Origin of the sequence: Aquimarina mycalae, assembly GCF_029906345.1 — a bacterium.
GTDB lineage: Bacteria > Bacteroidota > Bacteroidia > Flavobacteriales > Flavobacteriaceae > Aquimarina.
Window position 1 is genome coordinate 192,616 of the sequence record NZ_JARYGY010000009.1, and the last position, 21,667, is coordinate 214,282.

The window sequence follows — 21,667 nt, forward strand, 5'->3', positions numbered from 1 at the left end:
ATTAATAGCATACATCCAAACTCTAAAACCTAAAATTATCAGCGGTATCTATATACATATCCCATTTTGTAAACAAGCCTGTCATTATTGTGATTTTCACTTTTCTACTTCTATAAAAAAGAAAGATGAAATGGTTTTTGCAATATGTAATGAAATTAAATTACGCAGATCAGAAATTGATGATCATGAAGAGATAAAAACCATATATTTTGGAGGAGGAACACCTAGCATGTTATCCGTTTTTGCGTTAAAATTTATCATCGACACAGTTTATGAAAACTATCTTGTCTCTAACGATGCAGAAATAACGATAGAGGCCAATCCTGATGATCTTACCAAAGAAAAAATAGAAGCTCTTGCAGCTACTCAAGTAAATCGACTTAGTATCGGTATACAGTCATTTTTTGAGGAAGATTTGATCATGATGAATCGGGCTCATAATGCTGAGGAAGCAAAAAAATGCTTGTCTTACGCGAGCAAGTATTTCGAAAATATATCTGTTGATTTAATATATGGTATTCCGGAAATGTCTGCTGATCGATGGAAAAAAAATGTAACTACAGCTATAGAATCTGGAGTTCCGCATATTTCCAGCTATGCACTAACTGTAGAGCTCAATACTGCCCTATCGTCATTTATTGAAAAAGGAATCATAAAACCTGTTAAGGATGAATTAGCACAGCAACATTTCGAAATTCTTATAGAAATGATGCAAAAAGCAGGATTCGAACATTATGAATTCTCTAACTTCGGGAAAACTGGTTATTTCAGTAAAAATAATACTGCGTATTGGCAAGGCAAACGATATCTGGGAATTGGTCCTTCTGCACATTCTTATAATGGAAAAGAACGCAGTTGGAATATTAATAACAATCACAAATATCTCAAAGCACTACAACAAAATACACTTCCGCGAGAAATCGAAAAACTCACCATCACTGATCAATACAATGAATATGTAATGACAGGATTACGAACAATTTGGGGTATTTCTTTACAGAAAGTAGAAGAAAATTTTGGACGTACTTATAAGGAATACTTATTAAAACAATCCCAAAAACATATCGATGAACACTTATTATCTATGGATGGAGATATCCTAACAATTACTAAAAAAGGGAAGTTTTTAAGTGATGGGATTGCAAGTGATCTTTTCTTGCTAAATTTAGGGTAGTCTATTAGTCTTCAAATAATTTGGTTATGCACGAAAAATATGACCTTATAGGAACCAACTATAATACAACGCGTAAAGCTGATCCTTACATTTTTAGTCGTTTACTGAATCTTCTTAACCCGTCAAAAAATGGTATGTATTTAGATATTGGATGTGGAACAGGTAACTATACCAAAGAGTTTGATAAAAAAGGGTATCGTTTTATTGGGATAGACCCTTCTTTAGAAATGCTTAATAAAGCTAAAAAAGGAGACAATAAGGTGAAATGGGAAATTGGAAAAGCAGAAACACTAAACCTTCCTAATAATAGTATTGATGGGATTGTTGCGAGTTTAACACTTCATCATTGGTCTAGTCTGGATAAAGGTTTTGCGTCTCTACGCAAAGTATTAAGGTCTAATGGAAATCTTATAATCTTTACAGCTTCACCAAAACAAATGCAGGGATATTGGTTACATCATTATTTTCCAAAAATGTTACAAGATTCTATGATTCAAATGCCTTCGTTTGAAGAAATTAAAACGAATTTAAATAAGAATGGACTTACTATAGTGAACACCGAAAAATACTTTATCAAACCAGATTTAGAAGATCTTTTTTTATATTCGGGGAAACACAATCCTAAACTATACTTCGAATCAAAAGTAAGACACGGAATATCCTCTTTCTCATCTCTTTCTAATGCTTTAGAAGTAGAAAAAGGGTTAAAATCGTTAGAAAAAGACATCGCCTCTGGTAACATAAACGATATTATAAAAAACTATGAGAATACTGATGGAGATTATCTTTTTCTGGTAGTCAAAACAATAGATTAAAAATTTAATGATCGCAGAAATACAATATCAAAATACAACGTACAAGGTTGACTTATCTCAACCTATTGATTTATCTATCCCTTTGAGAGGTACAAAAGAGAATGTTAACGCCTGGTATATTACTCCTCCAAAAATAGAACCTGTTACTCAAGGAAATTGGATAGGTAAAGTTTCTGAAGGCGCTTCAACCAATTTCAATAACATTTATTTTAATCCTCACGGACATGGAACTCATACTGAATGTGTAGGTCACATTACTAAGGAGTTTCATAGTATCAATGCTGCTTTAACACAATTCTTTTTTGTTGCAGAAGTCATCACAATACTTCCAGAAAAACAAGGAGAAGACTATATAATAACCAAAGATTTAATAAAAGCTGTTGTCAAATCTAATCCAGAAGCATTAGTTATCCGAACACTTCCGAACACATCAGAAAAGCGGAGCAAGCAATATTCTCATACCAATTGGCCCTATTTGACAGCTGCAGCTGCTGTATACATCAGAGAGTTAGGAATAAAACACCTTTTAATAGATCTACCTTCTGTAGATAAAGAAAAAGACGAAGGCAAATTGTTAGCGCATAATGCATTTTGGAATCACCCCAATGACATCAGGTATGAAGCTACAATCACCGAAATGATTTTTGTGAAGGATCAGATTACAGACGGTAACTATATTTTAAATCTGCAAATTGCATCTTTCGAAAATGATGCTTCTCCAAGTAAACCAATTTTGTATAAAATCAAAGATTGATTATGAAAATTACGCTACAACTAGAAGAAATAGCGATGCTCGGATTAGGAATATACCTGTTTAGTTTATTGTCTTTCTCCTGGTGGTTATTTATTATCTTATTTCTGGTTCCTGATATTGGAATGTTAGGATATTTAATCGATACTAGAATAGGCGCACTTTGTTATAATATATTACATCATAAAGGCTTGGCGATTCTAATTTATTTTATTGGGTTGTATGTATCAAATGAAATTCTATTACTAGCTGGAGTTATTCTATTTTCTCATGCGGCCTTCGATCGGATTCTGGGTTATGGTTTAAAATTAGAAAAAGGGTTTAACTTTACACACCTCGGCGAGATCGGTAAAAAGAATTAATATGGAGTTATTATTTGTTGGATTATTAATGGGTGCAATTCTGGCATATTTCATTTTTGCTAGATTCAGTGCTGTTAAAAGAAAATCTGGTGTACAGGCACAATCCACAATCCTTATGGAAAAAATAAGAAGTGTTTGTAAATTGGTAACTGTAGAGGGTGATTTTGCAGAAATCTATCATTACGAAAGCGTAAAAGAAAAGTTTTTTAATATCATTAAAGGAAAGAAAAAAGCATTAATCCTTATTGATGCCAAAGCACATGTTGGTTTTGATCTTTCTAAAATAAAATTAGAAAGCGATATTAAAAACAAACGAATTATCTTAACTCATTTCCCTAAACCTAAATTATTAACTATAGAAACCGATTTTAAGTATTATGATAAAAAAGAAGGATGGTTAAATCCAATGACTTCTACTGACTTGACCGAAATAAATCAGGAAGCTAAACAATTTATAATAGATAAAATCCCTGATAGTGGATTAATAGAATCCGCAGGAAAAGAATTACTTACAGTAATCTCATTGATGGAAACTGTAGCCGAATCTATAGGATGGAGCTTAGACTATTCCTCTCTAGAATCAGATAACTATACTGATCAAAAGTTTTTAGAATAAAGCACATGAGTATCATTATTTCAACAGACAAAGAAAAACTGGATATTGACTTCATTCATCAATTCTTGACCAATGCATATTGGGCCAAAGGAAGAACTAAAAAAGAGGTTGTCACTACAATAGAACATTGTCTTAATTTTGGAGTCTATATAGATGATAAACAAATTGGTTTTGCCAGAGTTCTGACGGATTATACTGTTTTTGGATATCTGATGGACGTTTTTATTATTGACGAATATAGAAGGAATGGATACGCTAAAGAATTAATGAAAACCATAATGCAACATAAAGAACTTCAAAGAGTTCAACGATGGATGTTAGCAACTTCGGATGCTCACGGATTATATACACAGTTTGGGTTTGATGCTTTATCAGATCCCTCTAAGATAATGTGTAAGCTGATAAACAATTGAAAACGGCATGAATATAGAAGCATTTAGAGATTATTGCTTATCAAAAAAAGGAGTTACTGAAGAATTTCCTTTTGATAAAACGACACTGGTATTTAAAGTCATGGGAAAAATGTTTGCACTTACTGGATTAGACAATATTCCTTTTAGTGTAAACCTAAAATGTGATCCTGATAGGTCTCTAGAACTTCGAGAAATTCATTCAGAAATCCAACCAGGATACCACATGAGTAAAAAACATTGGAATACTGTTAACTTTTCTGGTAGTTTAGCTACTGATATGTTATGCGAATTGATTGATCACTCATATGGTTTAGTAGTAAGTGGTCTTACCAAAAAAGCAAAACAAGAATTAGAAAATTTATAGTTAACACTAATAATGAATACCAAGATTTTAGGATACCCAAACTCGTATTTAGAAGTACAGCTGGAGGAAGGAGAAGAATTTATTGTAGAAAAGGGAGGTATGATTTTAGCAAACGGTAGCTACGAATTAGAAACCAAAATTGAAGCAAAAACTGTTAATAATTGGGTTGCCAAGATTGTAGGAGGTAAAAGCTTGACATATAACATCTACAAAGCAAAAAGCGCCCTTACCATGTTATTTTCTCCTGGTAAAAATGCTGATCTTTTCGAAATCGATGTACAAGAAGAAGATTCAATTCTTATAGAAGCAGATGTACATTTCGGAAGAACCAAGAATCTAAACTTAGTACTTGCGAAACAAGGCTTTAAAAACACCTTAAATGATGGACTTAAGCTTAGAACTATTGGATCTGGAGCACTTTTTTTGATTGGATTTGGAAAGATTTTAAAACACAATATTGATTCAGACACTCCTATTTTAGTAGATCAAGATGCACTTATTGCGTATGATGAGCGTTTAGAAGTAAAGACAGTATCCAAAGGATTAAAGGAACTAGTCACTAGTGGTGAAGGATATCTCTTCGAAATAAAAGGAAAAGGAAGAATATGGTTACAAACTCGTGAAGAAGAAAGTAAGTCAGGCGGAGGTGGAATCATCAGCTCTATTCTCGATATATTTAGATAATAATTAAAACAATAAGGTTGATTAGTATGAACAACCCAAAAGAATTTTATAGATCACAAATCGATCTTCATAACATATCCCTAAAAAAGGTAAAAAAACAACTGGCTTTTTCCAGTACAATTCGAATAGTAACATTTCTGGCAATTATAGCAGGCGTTTATTTTGGATATCCTAATACCCAAATTATAATAGGAAGTATTGTCCTTGGGATTGTGGCGTTTATTGTATTGGTCAATCGCCATACAAACCTTTCTTATGTTAGAAACAAACTTCAGAAATTAATTGCTATTAACAAGCTAGAGCTTGATGTTTTTAATAATGATTATAGTAAACTGGCAACAGGAAAAAAGTTTATTGACCCTACGCATCCATACAGCCATGATATCGACTTGTTCGGTAATCGATCATTTTTTCAATATACTAACAGAACTACTACCCAAGAAGGGAAAAAAAACCTGGCTTCGATTTTAAGAAGTAATAACATTGATGATATACAGAAAAAACAAGATGCTATTAAAAACCTGTCCAAACTACCTAAATGGCGACAAGAATTTAGTGCTATAGCATCATTGGTTGATGTCACCGTTCCTATACCTACTATTCGAAAATGGTTACAAAATTATATCCCTGTTGTTCCTAAAATAATGAGTGTACTTCCTGCAATAGTATCTGGAATTTCTGTACTCATGCTCGTGCTATTATTTTTGAACATTATTAGCTTCAATATCTTTTTGATCTGGTTTTTCATCGGTTTAGGCATAACAGGATCTCAATTAAAAAAAATAAATACACTATACAATTCGGCCAACAAAGTAAAAGATACTTTCGAGCAGTATTATAAACTAGTACATCAAATAGAATGCAGTGAATTTGATGCTTCCTTGCTTAAGGAGAAACAACAAAATGTTATTAATCAAAAAGAAAAAGCTTCAGTCATACTTAAACAATTTGCAAGCATCCTTAATGCATTTGACCAACGAAACAATATGATGTTTGGGGTCTTGGCTAATGGTTTATTTCTTTGGGATATTATTCAATGCTACCGAATAGAGAAATGGATTGCTGCGCATCACAATAAAGTAGATCAATGGTTTGAGGTAATTGCATTTTTCGACTCGTATAATTCGTTAGGTAATTTTGCTTTTAATAATCCAACTTATGTATATCCTCAATTAACTAAAGAAAACACCATACTAGATGCCAAAGATTTAGGGCATCCTATGCTACAGACTAAGAAACGAGTAGATAATGATATCACCATTAAAAATGAGCAATTTTTCATCATTACAGGAGCGAATATGGCTGGCAAAAGTACGTTCCTAAGAACTGTCGCATTACAAATCGTAATGTCTAATATAGGGTTACCAGTTTGTGCAAAATCCTGTACCTACCGTCCAATTAAATTAATTACGAGTATGAGAACCTCAGATTCTTTAAGTGATGACGCCTCTTATTTCTTTTCAGAATTAACCCAACTAAAAAGAATTGTTGATGCACTGGAAAAAGATGATTACTTTATTATTCTTGATGAAATCCTAAAAGGAACAAATAGCAAAGATAAAGCAGCTGGATCCAGAAAATTTGTAGAAAAATTAGTCAAAGCACAAGCAACTGGAATCATTGCAACTCATGATTTAAGTCTATGCGAAATCGCTTCAGAATTAGATATGGTCAAAAACAGATTTTTTGACGCTCAGATTGTAAATGATGAGTTATATTTTGATTACAAATTTAAAGATGGAGTTTGTCAAAATATGAACGCTTCGTTTCTTTTAAACAAAATGGGAATCGTATAAAGTCTTTTTATATTCTGATGGTGTAACACCTTTGATTTCTTTGAATTTTCGATTAAAATTTGATAAGTTTTTAAATCCACTATTATAGGAGGCTTCCGATATAGTCATTTCAGGTTCTTTTGACAGTAACCTGCATATGTTTTCAATCCTAACTTCAATCAAAAACTGAAAAAAGGTCTTATTTGTCCTTTGTTTAAAATAACGACAAAAAGCATTTGGTGTCATATTAGCAAGATCTGCTACTTCCTTAAGAGAAAAATCACGGTTAAACTCGTTCATAACCAGTTGAAAAACTTTTGCCATACGTTTTCCTTCGTTATCTGTATAAGCTCTCCTTGAAATAAAAGAAGATATCGTCTCAACATCGGCAGCTTTCAGTAGCTTTAAAATCTTCAAAAAAACCGTAAAACGATCAAACCTTGTTTGTTTCTTTAGAATCTTTAAAAACTGTTTTTTAAGTTTTTCTTTTTCAGATAGCACTCTGATTCCATATATAGAATTCCTAAAAAACTCCGATAAGTCTTCAAACTCTGGCAGCTCAAAAAACATCTTACCAAAAGATTCTTTAGTAAAAAAAAGAGAAATCATATAAGATTCTTTTTCTGAAACCGCACTCTTTAGTACATGCGGAACATTGCTGCCAAAAACCAAAATATCGTCTGGCTTATAATCTGTTATGGTATCACCTACAATTAAACTTCCTTCTCCAGAAATAATAATAGAAACTTGTATTTCCTCATGTTGATGGAATTTATCATATAAGACAATTTCCTTATCTTCTTGAACAATTAACGTATCTGTTGTAGATTTCGGTATTTTAAATGGTAATACTTTCATGTAAAGCAATATATACCTCAATATTAATCATAATTACATAAATTGATGCAATATGGGGTAATATAGTATTAGTATTCGATAATTTTCAGATATAGCTACGTTTAAATTGATAATATATTTGACTCAAAATTAAAAAGGATGAACATAGAATGGAAAGGCGTTATGCCAGCAGTTACTACAAAGTTTACAAATGAGGACACTTTAGACCTGGAAATGTTTAAAGTAAATATTCAAGCACAGCTTGATGCAGGTGTTCATGGTATCATTTTAGGAGGTACCTTGGGTGAAGCTAGTACATTAAGTAATAATGAAAAAAGTATACTGGTACGTACTACTGTTGATTTTGTTGAAAACAAGGTTCCTGTGATTATAAATATTGCAGAACAAAGTACAAAAGGAGCAATAGAAGCTGCTCGCAAAGCTAAAGAAGACGGTGCAAGCGGATTGATGATGCTTCCTCCTATGCGTTATAAAGCAGGAGATCTAGAAACAGTGACTTATTTTAAGGAAGTTGCAAAAAGTACAGATTTACCCATTATGATCTACAATAATCCTGTAGATTATAAAATTGAGGTAACTTTAGATATGTTTGAAGAACTCATAAAGTGTGATAATATTCAAGCCATAAAAGAATCTACCAGAGATATCTCTAATATAACTAGGTTAAAAAATCGTTTTGGAGATCGATTAAAAATTCTTTCGGGAGTAGATACTTTGGCTTTAGAAAGTTTGCTAATGGGTGCAGATGGCTGGGTAGCTGGTCTAGTATGTGCTTTCCCAGCAGAAACAGTTGCAATTTATGAATTACAAAAAGCAGGAAGAATCCAAGAAGCCATAGCAATTTATCGTTGGTTCTTACCATTGCTAGAATTGGATATAAACCCTAAATTAGTCCAAAACATAAAGCTTGCAGAAGTAGCAACAGGTATAGGTACCGAAAATGTACGAGCACCTCGATTACCACTATCAGGAGAAGAGCGTAAAAACGTATTAGAGATTATCGAAAATGGGTTAAAAGCAAGACCTTCTCTACCTGAATACAGATCATTAGCTTATTAACGAATTCAATACATCATTACTCATGATAACTGGTAAAAACTATATAGGAAATCAGCTTTCTGCAAAAGGGGCAACAACATACACAACCTTTAATCCAAAGCTGAATCTCGAAAACTCACATACTTTTTTTGAAGCCTCCACAGAAGAAATAGAAAAAACTGTGCTATTGGCTTCTAAAGCTTTTGAATCGTTTAAAAAAGTTTCTGGTCCTAAAAAAGCTGAATTTCTTAATGCTATTGCCGATGAAATTTTGGCATTGGATCAAACACTTGTTGAAACTTATATGTCCGAGACAGGTTTACCAGAAGGCAGAGCAAAAGGAGAACGTGGTAGAACTATTGGGCAATTAAGAATGTTTGCCGAACTAGTTGAAACTGGATCTTGGGTAGAAGCTACTATTGATACAGCTGATTTAGATAGACAACCTATTCCAAAACAAGATATTCGTAAAATGCTGGTTCCCTTAGGTCCTGTAGTGGTATTTGGAGCTAGTAATTTTCCATTAGCTTATTCTACTGCTGGAGGAGATACAGCTGCTGCATTAGCAGCAGGATGTCCAGTGATTGTAAAATCACATCCCATGCATGCAGGAACAGGAGAATTAGTATCGTCTGCCATTATAAAAGCAGCTCAAAAAACTGGAATGCCGAATGGTGTTTTTTCTAATCTTAATAGTTCTGGAATCGAAGTTGGTGTTCAATTAGTAAACCATCCTAAGGTAAAAGCTGTTGGTTTTACTGGCAGTATCAAAGGTGGTAGAGCACTTTTTGATCTAGCATCTAAACGTCCAGAACCAATTCCTGTATTTGCAGAAATGGGCAGCATTAATCCAGTAGTACTCTTGCCAAAAGCAACTGAATCAAAGGGAGAAGATCTCGCCAAAACATACGCTCAATCTATCACATTGGGGACTGGACAATTTTGTACCAATCCAGGATTAATTTTAGGAATAAAAGGAGCAGCATTAGATACTTTTGTTCAGGTGCTGTCTGATGAGATTCTAAAGATAGAACCATCGTGTATGCTACATCCTAATATCATCGGTAATTATGACAAAAATAAAGCAACTGCATTACAGCAAAACGGCTTAACAATTACTGCTGATTATAACAATGATATAGCTACTAATCATGCTAGACAAACAGTAACAACCGTAGAAGGAAAAACATTTTTAGAAAACACAACCTTACATCAAGAAGTATTTGGTCCGTTTTCTATGGTAGTACAATGTAAAGATGCAGATGAATTAGAAACGGTGATCTCTCAATTAGAAGGACAACTCACAGGAACAATCCTAGCAGAAAACGGAGAAGCTGCGGCATATACTCCTATTATCGAAGCACTTCAAAATCGTGTCGGGAGAATTATATTTAATGGCGTTCCTACAGGAGTAGAAGTGTGTGCTGCAATGCTTCATGGTGGTCCATATCCAGCATCAACAGATAGTAGATTCACTGCAGTAGGTATTCACTCTATTAAACGTTGGGTGCGACCATTTAGTTATCAAAGTTGGCCGAATGATTTGTTACCTGATGCGCTTAAAAACGAAAACTCTTTAGGAATTTTGCGTCTAGTGAATGGAAAGCAAACACAGGATAAAATCTAAAAAATGCCCAGAACAACTTATAAATGTATTGATGCACACACCTGCGGAAACCCTGTTAGAGTAGTCACTTCGGGACACCCTAATCTAAAGGGAGATTCTATGAGTGAAAAGCGACAACATTTTTTGCAAGAATATGATTGGATTAGGACAGGATTAATGTACGAACCTCGTGGTCATGATATGATGAGTGGTAGTTTCTTATTCGAACCTCATAATCCTGAAAATGATTTTGCTATTCTATTTATAGAAACGTCTGGCTGTTTACCAATGTGTGGCCATGGAACAATTGGCACAATTACTATTGCCATTGAAGAAGGATTAATACAACCTAAAGTTCCTGGTAACATTAGAATGGAAGCTCCTGCTGGATTGGTAGAAATAGCATATCAACAAAGTGGTAATAAAGTAGACTGGGTAAAACTGAAAAATGTAACATCATATCTCGCCGAAGAAAATCTGACAATTGATTGCCCAGAATTAGGTGAGATTAATTTTGATGTCGCCTATGGCGGTAATTATTATGCGATTGTGGATCCTCAAAAAAACTTTAGCGGTATTCAAGATTTTACCGCTTCTCAATTGATCCAATATTCTCAGGTTATTCGAAACAGTATCAATAAAAAATATCCTGATTATTTTATTCATCCTGAGAACGAAACGATAAGAGATGTTAGCCACATTCTTTGGACTGGTGATCCGATCGATCCAACCTCATCTGGAAGAAATGCTGTGTTTTACGGAGATAAAGCCATAGATCGTTCTCCTTGCGGCACAGGTACCTCAGCAAGAATGGCACAATTATATGCCAAAGGAAAATTAAAAAAGGGAGAAGAATTTATACATGAAAGTTATATAGGTTCTAAATTTATTGGGCGAATAGAGGAAGAAACAAAATTAATCGGTAAAAAAGCTATTATTCCAAGTGTACAAGGATGGGCAAAAGTTTATGGATACAACACCATCATCATTGACGATCAGGATGATCCATATGCTCATGGGTTTCAAGTGATTTAATTTGGACTATTTTAATTAAAAAAATGAAAGAAGTTGTCATCATCGGTGGCGGAATAATAGGAATTTGTTCCGCATATTATTTACAGAAAGAAGGTCATAATGTAACTATTATAGATCAGTCATCTATGGATTCTGGAGCCTCTTATGTCAATGCTGGATACCTAACTCCAAGTCATATTATTCCTTTGGCGGCACCTGGTGTTATGAAAAAAGGATTGGCGTGGATGTTTAACCCAAAAAGCCCGCTGTTTATTAAACCTCGTTTAAACTCTCATTTCTTGCAATGGTCTTGGGCCTTTAACAAATCTTGTTCTTCAGAAAATGTAACTCGTAATATTTCTTCTATTAAAGATATAAACTTATTGAGTAGAGATCTTTATTCTGAAATTAAGGAACAGGAGGATTTTAAATTCCATTTAGAGCAAAAAGGATTGTTAATGCTTTGTCAAACCGACAAGATGTTGGAAGAAGAGATTCATACTGGAAAAATAGCTCAAAATGAAGGTCTGCCCGTTAAAAACCTCTCTTTTTCAGAATTAAAACAAATGGAACCGAACATACAACTCAATGCCAAAGGTGCAGTATTGTATGAATGCGATGGGCACACTACTCCACATCTATTTATGGAGGAAATGAAAGCATACCTCTTGAAAAAAGGGGTAACTTTTCTAAAAAACGAAAAAATTATTGATCTTACATTTGATCAAGAAAAGATTACTAGTATTAAAAGTTCCACCAAAACGTATACTGCGGATGAATTTATATTAGCTGCTGGTTCTTGGTCCAACCTATTAAGTAAAAAAATAGGGCTTAAGTTGCTTTTAGAAGCTGGCAAGGGGTATCGAATCAATTCTGAAAGAGATTTAGGAATTACCATGCCTACAATTCTTGCAGAAGCCAAAGTTGCAGTTACACCAATGCAAGGATTTACTCGTTTTGCAGGAACCATGGAGATTGCGGGTATAAATCACAAAATTAACCCTATACGAGTACAAGCAATTGCCGATGCAGCCAATCGTTATTATCCGGATATAGAAATTTCTGCAGACGAAAAAAATAATGCTGCTTGTGGACTAAGACCAGTTTCCCCAGATGGGATGGCTTATATAGGTAAATCCAAGAAATGTGAAAATTTAACTATTGTTACTGGACATGCAATGATGGGATGGAGTATGGGACCTGCTACAGGAAAACTAGTTTCAGAAATTATTTCAGATAAAAAACCATCCTTAAACTTAGATGTATATCATCCTGATCGAAAGTTTTAAAATCTAATATTAATCCCAGCATACATTTCGACAAACTCGATATGACCATGCTGGGATAACAAATAACACTTATAGAATTCCTGTTTGTCTTTTATAAAAAGCATCTTGTTGCTTCTGCATTAATTCTCTGGCAATTTTTTTCTTATATTGATATAGCTCATCTTCTTCGGCGATATCACCATATACCCGATCATTTACGGTGTGATCCGTTGCTAATAGAATTTTGCGTTGATCAGCTTTCTGCGCCGTCCATGTTTTTACCTCTCCTTCTACATCTTCTATTTTAAAATCATATTCTCCTTTTGGTGACAGTAGCTTTGCTAAAATCGGAGAAGTTTCTATCGCCAAAAACAATAAAAAGATAAAAAACGAAGGAAGCCAAGGCAATTCGTTAAGCGCATTCACTCTTGCCATTAATCCGTCAAAATTATCAATTATAGGTTGAGAATCCGTTACTTGCTTATCATATGCTACTGCTAATTCGGTTTTTTGTACTTCTAAACCTGTAATTTTTTCCGCATTCGTTTTTTTGAGCTCCACGAGTTCGGCCAACATAGCATCATGTTTTTCTCTTTTTTCCTTGTACACTGGACCTTTCCCTACAATCTCTGTTCCTTTTCTTCCTTCTGCTTCTGCAATATAGGTTTCATATAACTCATTTACTTCAGTTTCTTTAGTACTAATCTCTTCTTTTAATGCTACTATTTCTGCATCAATACCATTAATAATTGGAGCATACTGTGTAGCTATTTGTTCTTGATTAGCAAGTGTTAAATCATTCTTTTGTTCCAGAAGTACTTGGTCGATTTCCTTTTCAAAAATCTTTAGTTCTAAGGGTTTAGAAATAACGATAGCTATTATTATTGCCAAAACAATTCTAGGAGATGCCTGCAATAACTCATCTAAAAAATTGTCTTTTTTCTTAATTGTAGAGACAATAAATCGATCCAGATTAAAGATCAACAATCCCCATACTAGCCCAAAGAAAACTGCAGTAAAGTAGTTATCAAATACTGTATATAACGCGTAACTAGCTGCTAAAAACGCCATAAGCGCTGTAAAAAATACAGTTGCACCAATACCTGCATACTTGTTTTGCTCTCCGTTAGAACTATCCGCCAGTATATCGGCATCAGCTCCAGAGCACATAATAAAAAATCGTTTTAACATAATCTAAGGGTGTTTTTTGATTGACAATAGACTTATAACGCTGATTTCTAAATAAATGTTGCGCAAAAACCCCACCAAGGTGAGGTTTTAGATAATTCTTATAATTTATGATAATCAAAGAATATGATCAATCTTTGATAATTACTTTTGATTTCCCATTTTTTGTAGATGCATCGATAGAAAATTTAGTGTCGGATCCTTCAACAAGTTTGAGTGCTTTTTTAGCAGAAATTTGTTTTCCGTTATAATAAAACTCTGCATCTTTTTTAGCCATACTTTCTATTAATTTTTCGGGGGAATGGTTCTTTTCCATCCTCATTGCTTGGCGTTCTGCTTTTCTAGCCTGCATTTCTGCTTCTAATGCAATTTTCTTTGCCGCTCTCTCGGCTTTATGAGCCTGCATTTCAGCCTTTCTCATTGCCACTCTAGCTTCCATCTCTGCTTTTAATGCAATTTTCCTAACGTCCATTTCGGCCTTGCGCCTTTGTTTTTCTGCTTTTCTGGATTGCAATTCCGCTTTTTTCATTTCTTTTTCTGATCTTTCTCTTGCCTTATGCCTTGCCTCTCGTGCTATTGCCCTTGCTTTTTCTGCTACTTCTCTACTTTCCTCAGCACTACGTCTTGCTGTGCCTGCAGCGATCTCCTTTTCCATTCTAGCTTCTTCTGCCAAAAGCCTGGATTCTTCTCTTTGTATATTTGCTCTTTCCCTTTCAATTTCCGCTCTTTCCCGCTCAATTTCTGCTCTTTCTCTCGCTAATGTAGCTTCAACACGCTCGATATAAGCTTCCTTTTCTTCATCACTTAAATTCGATTTTTCAGAAAACCTTACTTCGGCATAGTTTCCTTTATGTATTGATGACCCTTCCTCGTTATTTGGCGGTGGAGGTGGCGGTGGAATACTACTCTTTTCTCCTTTTTTTACTTTCGGAGCTTCTGGAGCTGGAGGAGGAGGAGGAGGAGGAGGAGGAATATTACTTTTTTCACCCTTTTTTACTTTTGGTGCCTTAGGAGCTGGAGGTGGTGGCGGTATATTAGGAAATTGTTCAACTCCTTTGCGCTGTTCGGGAGTCATATTTTTATAGATGTATTCCATTCTATCCAATTCATTTTTCTGAATTATGACACTCTGGTTACTTTTTATCCTTTTATTAATGTTCTTCGCCCATTGATTATATTCTTTAAGCATTTCAGTTGTAACTCCATCTTGAAAATTATCTTTGATAGCGTTCAAATAATCGTCTTCCTCCTTTTTTTCTCCTTTTAAAACCATAATTGAAGGCTCCTCAATACTAGGATTAGTTTCAACTGGTGCTGTAATTTCTTCAACTGGGAGTGCTACCTCTCTTGCTATTATCTCATTATTAAAAGATAATATGCATAATAATAAAATAGGTACTAATGCAGCTATTTTAAGCGCTGTTCTACTCTTAGAAAATTCTTTTGTCATCATCTGTAATCGTTTTTTTGTTAATGAATAATTAATAGGGCTCGATAATACAGCTTGATTAAGGCTGTTAGGGTAATTAAGGAGTAAATCAAAGTAATTTTGTATCGAACATTGTTGTTTCAATACATTTTGGTCTGCAAGGAATTCATGATTTAATTTCACCGATCTTTTGATCAAAATAAATACTGGATTAAACCAAAAAAACACTTGCAAAACCTCTACAAACAGTATGTCTAGTGTATGTTTTTGTGCTACATGTGTTTTTTCATGTAGTAACACTTCTTCAGGAATATTTCTCTGTTTAAATTCTTTTTTAGAGACAAAGATGTACTTAAGAAAAGTATGTGGTACTATAGCACTACTTAATAATACATTGATATGTGAAGATTCTATTAATCTTTCATTAGCACGAATCTTTTTAGAAATATCATAAATATTACGCATAAACCTAATACCAAAAACTAGCACCCCAATTCCATAAATGCTCCATAAAAAAATCGGTAAGTAATTGGTTGGTTCTTCTATTATCTTGGTAGTAGATCCAATTGTCATCGGGTTTACCGTTTCCTGAATTAACTGTGGTTCGGCAACAACTTCTATCTGATAAGTAAGTGTAATCAGTGGAATTATTAGAGCAAAAATTACACTAAACAAAAGATAAAACCTTTTCACAAAGTGAATGTTTTCTTTTTCCAGAAACAACTTATAAAATGCCCATAGAAGCATTAAACAAAGTGAAGATTTTATTAGGTACATTATCATTTTTGTTTCTTTAAAAGTTCTTGATCTACTATCTTTTTAAGCTCTTCTAATTCTGAAGTTGATAAATTCGTTTCAGAAGTAAAGAAAGACGCAAACTGTGATGCCGAGTCATTAAAGAAATTCTTAATCAAACCATTTACATGTTTAGAGAAATAATCTGTCTTCTTTACCAAGGGATAATACTCCCTTGATTTACCGTATAAGGTATAATTAACAAATCCTTTATCCTTCATTCTTTTCAGCAATGTAGCAACGGTGGTAGTCGCAGGCTTAGGTTCTGGAAAAGCATCAAGTAGGTCTTTCATAAACCCTTTCTCTAATTTCCATAGGTATTTCATTAATTGTTCTTCGGCTTTGGATAACTGCATTACTCTACATTGTTAGAATTAACTCTACAAATGTAGAGTTAATTTTTGTAAATACAAAAAAACTACCTAAAAAAACCTATCAAAAGACTATAAAAGGCTTTAGATATCAGTTCTTTTAAGGTAGTTTTATTAACAGAAACAGAGCACTAATGGCTATTTATTACTGCTTCACAACAGGTAGTACGATATTTGTACTAGCCGATCTTACTTTTACAAAATAAGTTCCATTGTTTGTTATTTCATTTCCGAAAGAAACAGTTCTTGGGTTATTAGTATATGTTTTTTCAAAAATAGATTGCCCCAATATATTGTACATTGTAATTGAGAATGTTTCTTTTTTAAGTTTAGATACATCCAGAGTAAAACTTTCTTTGAATGGATTAGGATATACTTTAAGATCAAGATTAAAATCATTGCTTTTAGTTGTAGACGGTCTTTGGGTTAACAAGCTTTGTCCAGCAGTAGTATTATACGCATAATCCGTTATAGTAAATGATGCGCCATCACTAGATACAGTTGCATAAAACCATCCATAATGAGTCGCACCACTTACTTTAAATGTAAATCCTATATAACCAGATTTACCGTTCCAATCCGTATATGAAGAAGAGCTTATAACAAAACTATTGGTGTTTTCTACAAAATTACTGGAAGGACCTATTTCTATTCCTTCTCCAAGTACAGTAACCTGATCAGTAGTACCATCACAAACCACATCTTTACCATAATTCACTAACCTAAGTGTATTACCAGAAAGCCAAGGGCCAAAATATCTTTCATCTCCTATTTCTATCTGGAAAGGGTTCCAAGAGCTTGTAGCACTTGTAGTATTATCGTCAATATCTACATATACAACAGTTCCACTAGTTGCACAAGGAGTACAGGAAGATCCTCCACAATCAACACCTGTTTCATCCCCATTCTGGATACCATCGGTACACGTAGGCTCCACAGCACACGGTTCACAAGACGAACCTCCACAATCTATACCCGTTTCATCTCCATTTTGGATTCCATCTGTACAAGTAGGGACTGAATTGCCTGTTATAGTTACAGTATAATCTTCTGTTTCGCCATAATTATGATTTGTTTTACATACTTCGGGTACACTTGTGGTATTATTGAAATATTCCATTATAACACGCATTCTCGTATCACCTGTTTTTGCAGTATTCGGAATCGAAAAAGTACCCGTAACTGGAGTATCCTGAGAAGATGTTTTGATAAATACTTGCTCACCTGCATCCGCAAAATCTCCATCCTGGTTATAATCAATCCACACTCCATATGCCTCATTATAAGGACCAGCTCCTCCCCAATTAGGAGTAATTGATATTGTTACAGAACTTCCTTGTGCCAAATTTGTTGATGCTGAAGTATGATCTCCATATCCATTTGTAGAACGAGTAGTACTATTATTTATAGATCCTACACTAATATTACTAATGTATTCTCCAGAAGTACGCGTTGATTTGTCTTCGCAATATGTTACATCTGTTTGACACGGTTCACAAGATGATCCTCCACAATCGACACCTGTTTCATCTCCATTCTGAATACCATCGGTACAGGTTGGTTCTACGACACACGGTTCACAAGACGAACCTCCACAATCTATACCCGTTTCATCTCCATTCTGGATTCCATCTGTACAAGTAGAACCTGAATTGCCTGTTATATTTACCGTATAATCTTCTGTTTCGCCATAATTATGATTTGTTTTACATACTTCAGGTACACTTGTGGTATTATTGAAATATTCCATTATAACGCGCATTCTCGTATCACCTGTTTTTGCTGTATTCGGAATCGTAAAAGTACCTGTAACTGGTGTATTCTGAGAAGGTGTTTTGGTAAATACTTGTTCACCCGCATCCGCAAAATCTCCATCCTGATTATAATCAATCCACACTCCATATGCCTCATTATAAGGACCAGCTCCTCCCCAATTAGGAGTAATTGATATTGTTACAGAGCTTCCTTGTGCCAAATTTGTAGATACTGAAGTATGATCTCCATATCCATTTGCAGAACGAGTAGTACTATTATTTATAGATCCTACACTAATATTACTAATGTATTCTCCAGAAGTACGAGTCGATTTGTCTTCACAATATGTTACATCTGTTTGACAAGGTTCACAAGATGATCCTCCACAATCGACACCTGTTTCATCGCCGTTCTGAATACCATCGGTACAGGTAGGAGTTACTACTTCTTCCCTGGTTACAGTGATCGAATTGCTAGAAATCTCAAAGTTTACTGAAGCTAATCCGCTATCTGCTACATTCTTTCCTATTACTATTAAGTCTCCGTTATAAGAAATACCGTATACTTTACATATTCCAGCAACTGCTCCTTCAAAATCGTGAGATATAGTTTCTATAGTTAAAATCTTACCTGCTTCGTCTGTTATTAAGTAAGCATAGCTTGCTTCTGATTGATTTACTTTCTTAAAAGTAATAAGATCTGCTACTCCATCACCTGTTATCGTAGTAATTTCTGTTTTATCATCACTTGTTGAAATTGTTCCTCCATCAACGGCAATTGCACAAGGAGCACAAGATGATCCACCACAATCCACACCAGTTTCATCTCCATTTTGTATGCCATCGCTACAAGTATTGCTTGCTCCATTGAATTTTACTTCAAAGTTTATTGTTTCTATTCTTGAGTTTCCTGCACTACTACAATCATAATTATGAGTAATGGTAGCGGTATAAATACCTGCATGTATACCAGTACTTGCTACATCCGTAATTATAACTTCTTTGCGATTTGCCGTAAAACCATCAGGACCAATCCAGCTAACCGTTCCTTCAAAAGAGTTCTCAGGGAATCTAAGTCTAATCTTATCTCCTTCATCAACTGATACGGCGTTATTAACTGACGTTGTATAACCATTATTATTCACCTGATATTCTATAGCGTTATTTAAGTCTTCAACACCAACTTTAAGAAAAATATTAGTAGTAGAATAACATCCTTTTCCTGTGTATTCTATTTTATACATTCCCTCATCTGATTTCTGTATGTTATTAAAAACCCATGCTGATTTAAAATCAGGATCAGGATTCGTGTTCACAGTCCCATCTGGGTACGTTATTCTAATATCTTCAGGGCCAAAAGAATTATGGGTTCCTAATCCTATATTATCTCCAACGCAAGCAAATAAAGTTTCTTTTTGACTCCAAGTACCTGCACTATCTCTTACCCAGCTATCCATATCTTCATACTTAGGCCTAAGTTCAATCTTTGCAGAACCAGCACAGGTTGCAGGATCGTTCCAAGTAATTGTATATGTACCGTAATCTTGAGCAGTAATACTCGCGAATTCGAATCCTGTTGCTACATCAGGAGTGTCATCAAAAAATCCATTTGGTCCAGTAAGCGTAACATTCTCTAAACCTACATTGCCCATTCCTAAATGCACTTTATCTCCTATACAAGCTTCTACAAAAGATCGTTTCTTCCAGTCATTATTCAGTGCAGTCCAAGCTGCGATATCTTTTCCTATGATTAACGTTACTTCTGTAGTATATGTAATACCACATTTCTCATATCTTATTGTATATGTTCCAGCATTAGCAGCCGTTACATTATCAAAAGCCCAAACTCCATTATTACTAGGTACAGTATGTAAATTTCCATTAGGTAAAATCAATGATCTGGTACCATCCTCTGGTAAATTAGTTTGTGTGGTTATGCTTATATTCGCTCCTTCACAAACTATTATTTCGTCCTGATTTGAATAATCATTAGTAGTATTATCTATTTGTATCCAAGGCTGCACTTTATAGCCTACATACAGATTAACCGCAGCGAAACCTATATTTCCAGTAGCATCAGCATATCTTATTAAGTAGACTCCTTCATCACTTTTCTGTACATTATTAAAATCCCAAAAAGTAGTTCCATCGGGCGTTGTGTCAACTAAACCATCAGGCTTCATGATAGAAACGTTACTAGTTCCCACATTCTGCATCCCAATTTTAATATTAGTTCCTGGACACACTGTCATCTGTCCTGCATTTTCTATCCAAGTTACACCATCATTCATTCTAGGTATAACTTCTAAACTTCCACCAACACCAGTAGCTATTAAATTAGCATTCTGCCAAAGTGGTAAACGTGTTGAATGGTTAAGAGCTGCGTACATTCTATCCGTTTGTCCTTTGGTGAACATTTTTGCACATCCTCCAGAAGCATCGTATCCCATGTAGTTCTCATAGTTGATTAACGAATCTCCACAATCTGTCGCTCCTACAACACATTCGTCATCTGCAGATGCAACATCTTCCTGAGGTGTATCCTCAACAAAATCTTGATTAAAACTAGCACATCCTCCTTCAAAAGTATGTATTAGGTTTAGCCAATGTCCAAACTCATGAGTTAATAATGATGCAAATTCATCATCTGTATTTCCTTTGAGATATCGTCCATTATAAACTACTCTTGCAAATTTTAAATCTGAATCTCTTTTACTTGGATACCATGCAATACCTGAATTATAATCTTTTCCATTATCAAGTATATCCGCTGCAATATATACGTTCATGTATTTATAATTGTCCCAAGCATCCCTAGATACTATAGGACTATCAACTAATCCTTGCCCAGCAGCTACGGCATGTTCAACGATTCCTGTTGTAGGATTTCCGTTAGGGTCAATTTTTGCTAATTTAAAAACAATATTAGTAGTAGACTTTCTGGATTCAAATAACGGATCTACTGTATTAAAATCTGGATTTAAACCTTGAAAATCCTCATTAACCATTTGTAAAGAATTAATGATTGTTTCATCGCTAACAGTTGTTCCATTTTGCGTTCTTCCATATACATGGAAAACTACAGGAATAATTATTTCTCCAAAATTCGCTGATTTTTCAAAAGAATTTCTTGTATACTCCTTAGAGTATTCATTGAATTTCATAAACTCTTGATATTCTTTTGGATTCTCTTTAAAAAAAGTTTTCATTGCCTTAGAAGTCAAACAGGATCTTTCTTGTGCTTGTACTATGGCCATAATTAGTAGTAAAACCGTAGTTATTTTAATTCTTAAATTCATAGCATGTTTGTGTTAAATTTTCTTTCAATTGTTAAGTTTTTGTGAAATTAAGAATACTCCTACATCGAAAACTGTATCATGATACCCAAACCA

At 34.3% G+C, this 21,667-nt stretch carries 18 protein-coding genes; 13 read left to right on the forward strand and 5 right to left on the reverse strand.

The genetic code is table 11. From position 1 onward, the window contains the following. Window positions 1-37 precede the first annotated feature (37 nt). The 9 genes from hemW to QBK95_RS20475 are packed head-to-tail and all read left to right on the forward strand — an operon-like array spanning window position 38 to window position 6,975. Complete coding sequence (hemW, locus tag QBK95_RS20435) at window positions 38-1,174, forward strand: radical SAM family heme chaperone HemW (RefSeq protein WP_280936437.1); 1,137 nt, start codon at window positions 38-40, stop codon at window positions 1,172-1,174. A 26-nt stretch (window positions 1,175-1,200) separates the two neighbouring features. After that, window positions 1,201-1,989 (forward strand): class I SAM-dependent methyltransferase, encoded by a 789-nt coding sequence (locus tag QBK95_RS20440; protein ID WP_280936409.1) that lies wholly within the window; start codon window positions 1,201-1,203, stop codon window positions 1,987-1,989. A 7-nt stretch (window positions 1,990-1,996) separates the two neighbouring features. After that, window positions 1,997-2,743, forward strand: a complete 747-nt coding sequence (locus QBK95_RS20445) for a cyclase family protein (RefSeq protein WP_280936410.1) — start codon at window positions 1,997-1,999, stop codon at window positions 2,741-2,743. Between the two features lie 2 nt (window positions 2,744-2,745). Next, entirely contained in the window at window positions 2,746-3,102 is a 357-nt protein-coding gene (locus QBK95_RS20450; RefSeq protein WP_280936411.1) for a DUF4260 domain-containing protein, read from the forward strand. Between the two features lies 1 nt (window position 3,103). Next, window positions 3,104-3,718 (forward strand): DUF4230 domain-containing protein, encoded by a 615-nt coding sequence (locus tag QBK95_RS20455; RefSeq protein ID WP_280936412.1) that lies wholly within the window; start codon window positions 3,104-3,106, stop codon window positions 3,716-3,718. A 5-nt stretch (window positions 3,719-3,723) separates the two neighbouring features. Beyond that, entirely contained in the window at window positions 3,724-4,131 is a 408-nt protein-coding gene (locus tag QBK95_RS20460; RefSeq protein WP_280936413.1) for a GNAT family N-acetyltransferase, read from the forward strand. Between the two features lie 7 nt (window positions 4,132-4,138). After that, window positions 4,139-4,495, forward strand: coding sequence for an MmcQ/YjbR family DNA-binding protein (locus tag QBK95_RS20465; RefSeq protein ID WP_280936414.1), 357 nt, complete (start codon window positions 4,139-4,141; stop codon window positions 4,493-4,495). Between the two features lie 12 nt (window positions 4,496-4,507). Then, the gene (locus tag QBK95_RS20470) at window positions 4,508-5,179 is read left to right on the forward strand and encodes a TIGR00266 family protein (protein ID WP_280936415.1); all 672 of its coding nucleotides are present in this window, start codon (window positions 4,508-4,510) and stop codon (window positions 5,177-5,179) included. Window positions 5,180-5,205: 26 nt separating this feature from the next. After that, entirely contained in the window at window positions 5,206-6,975 is a 1,770-nt protein-coding gene (locus QBK95_RS20475) for a MutS-related protein (RefSeq protein WP_280936416.1), read from the forward strand. Here QBK95_RS20475 and QBK95_RS20480 read toward each other — a convergent pair. Further along, window positions 6,952-7,812 carry an AraC family transcriptional regulator gene (locus tag QBK95_RS20480; protein WP_280936417.1) on the reverse strand — a complete coding sequence of 287 codons (861 nt, stop codon included), beginning with the start codon at window positions 7,810-7,812 and terminating at the stop codon, window positions 6,952-6,954. The two genes, QBK95_RS20475 and QBK95_RS20480, sit on opposite strands and share 24 nt — an antisense overlap. A 138-nt stretch (window positions 7,813-7,950) precedes the next feature. Here QBK95_RS20480 and QBK95_RS20485 point away from each other — a divergent pair, with 138 nt between their 5' ends. From QBK95_RS20485 to QBK95_RS20500, 4 genes are read left to right on the forward strand one after another with little or no spacing between them, the layout of a single operon-like run. Then, the gene (locus QBK95_RS20485; RefSeq protein WP_280936418.1) at window positions 7,951-8,871 is read left to right on the forward strand and encodes a dihydrodipicolinate synthase family protein; all 921 of its coding nucleotides are present in this window, start codon (window positions 7,951-7,953) and stop codon (window positions 8,869-8,871) included. A gap of 22 nt (window positions 8,872-8,893) precedes the next feature. After that, on the forward strand, window positions 8,894-10,477 hold the full coding sequence (locus tag QBK95_RS20490; protein WP_280936419.1) for an aldehyde dehydrogenase (NADP(+)): 1,584 nt from the start codon (window positions 8,894-8,896) through the stop codon (window positions 10,475-10,477). Window positions 10,478-10,480: 3 nt separating this feature from the next. Further along, window positions 10,481-11,491 (forward strand): 4-hydroxyproline epimerase, encoded by a 1,011-nt coding sequence (locus tag QBK95_RS20495; protein ID WP_280936420.1) that lies wholly within the window; start codon window positions 10,481-10,483, stop codon window positions 11,489-11,491. 23 nt (window positions 11,492-11,514) lie between these two features. Continuing rightward, on the forward strand, window positions 11,515-12,759 hold the full coding sequence (locus QBK95_RS20500) for an NAD(P)/FAD-dependent oxidoreductase (RefSeq protein ID WP_280936421.1): 1,245 nt from the start codon (window positions 11,515-11,517) through the stop codon (window positions 12,757-12,759). Between the two features lie 69 nt (window positions 12,760-12,828). Here QBK95_RS20500 and QBK95_RS20505 read toward each other — a convergent pair whose 3' ends face one another. The 4 genes from QBK95_RS20505 to QBK95_RS20520 all read right to left on the reverse strand — a co-directional run bounded on the left by QBK95_RS20505 (window position 12,829) and on the right by QBK95_RS20520 (window position 21,574). After that, window positions 12,829-13,929 (reverse strand): DUF4407 domain-containing protein, encoded by a 1,101-nt coding sequence (locus tag QBK95_RS20505; RefSeq protein ID WP_280936422.1) that lies wholly within the window; start codon window positions 13,927-13,929, stop codon window positions 12,829-12,831. Between the two features lie 127 nt (window positions 13,930-14,056). Beyond that, window positions 14,057-16,048: a M56 family metallopeptidase gene (locus QBK95_RS20510; protein WP_280936423.1), complete on the reverse strand. Its 1,992-nt coding sequence runs from the start codon at window positions 16,046-16,048 to the stop codon at window positions 14,057-14,059. Between the two features lie 86 nt (window positions 16,049-16,134). Further along, the gene (locus QBK95_RS20515; protein ID WP_280936424.1) at window positions 16,135-16,506 is read right to left on the reverse strand and encodes a BlaI/MecI/CopY family transcriptional regulator; all 372 of its coding nucleotides are present in this window, start codon (window positions 16,504-16,506) and stop codon (window positions 16,135-16,137) included. 160 nt (window positions 16,507-16,666) lie between these two features. Continuing rightward, window positions 16,667-21,574: a M43 family zinc metalloprotease gene (locus tag QBK95_RS20520; RefSeq protein ID WP_280936425.1), complete on the reverse strand. Its 4,908-nt coding sequence runs from the start codon at window positions 21,572-21,574 to the stop codon at window positions 16,667-16,669. Window positions 21,575-21,667 lie beyond the last annotated feature (93 nt).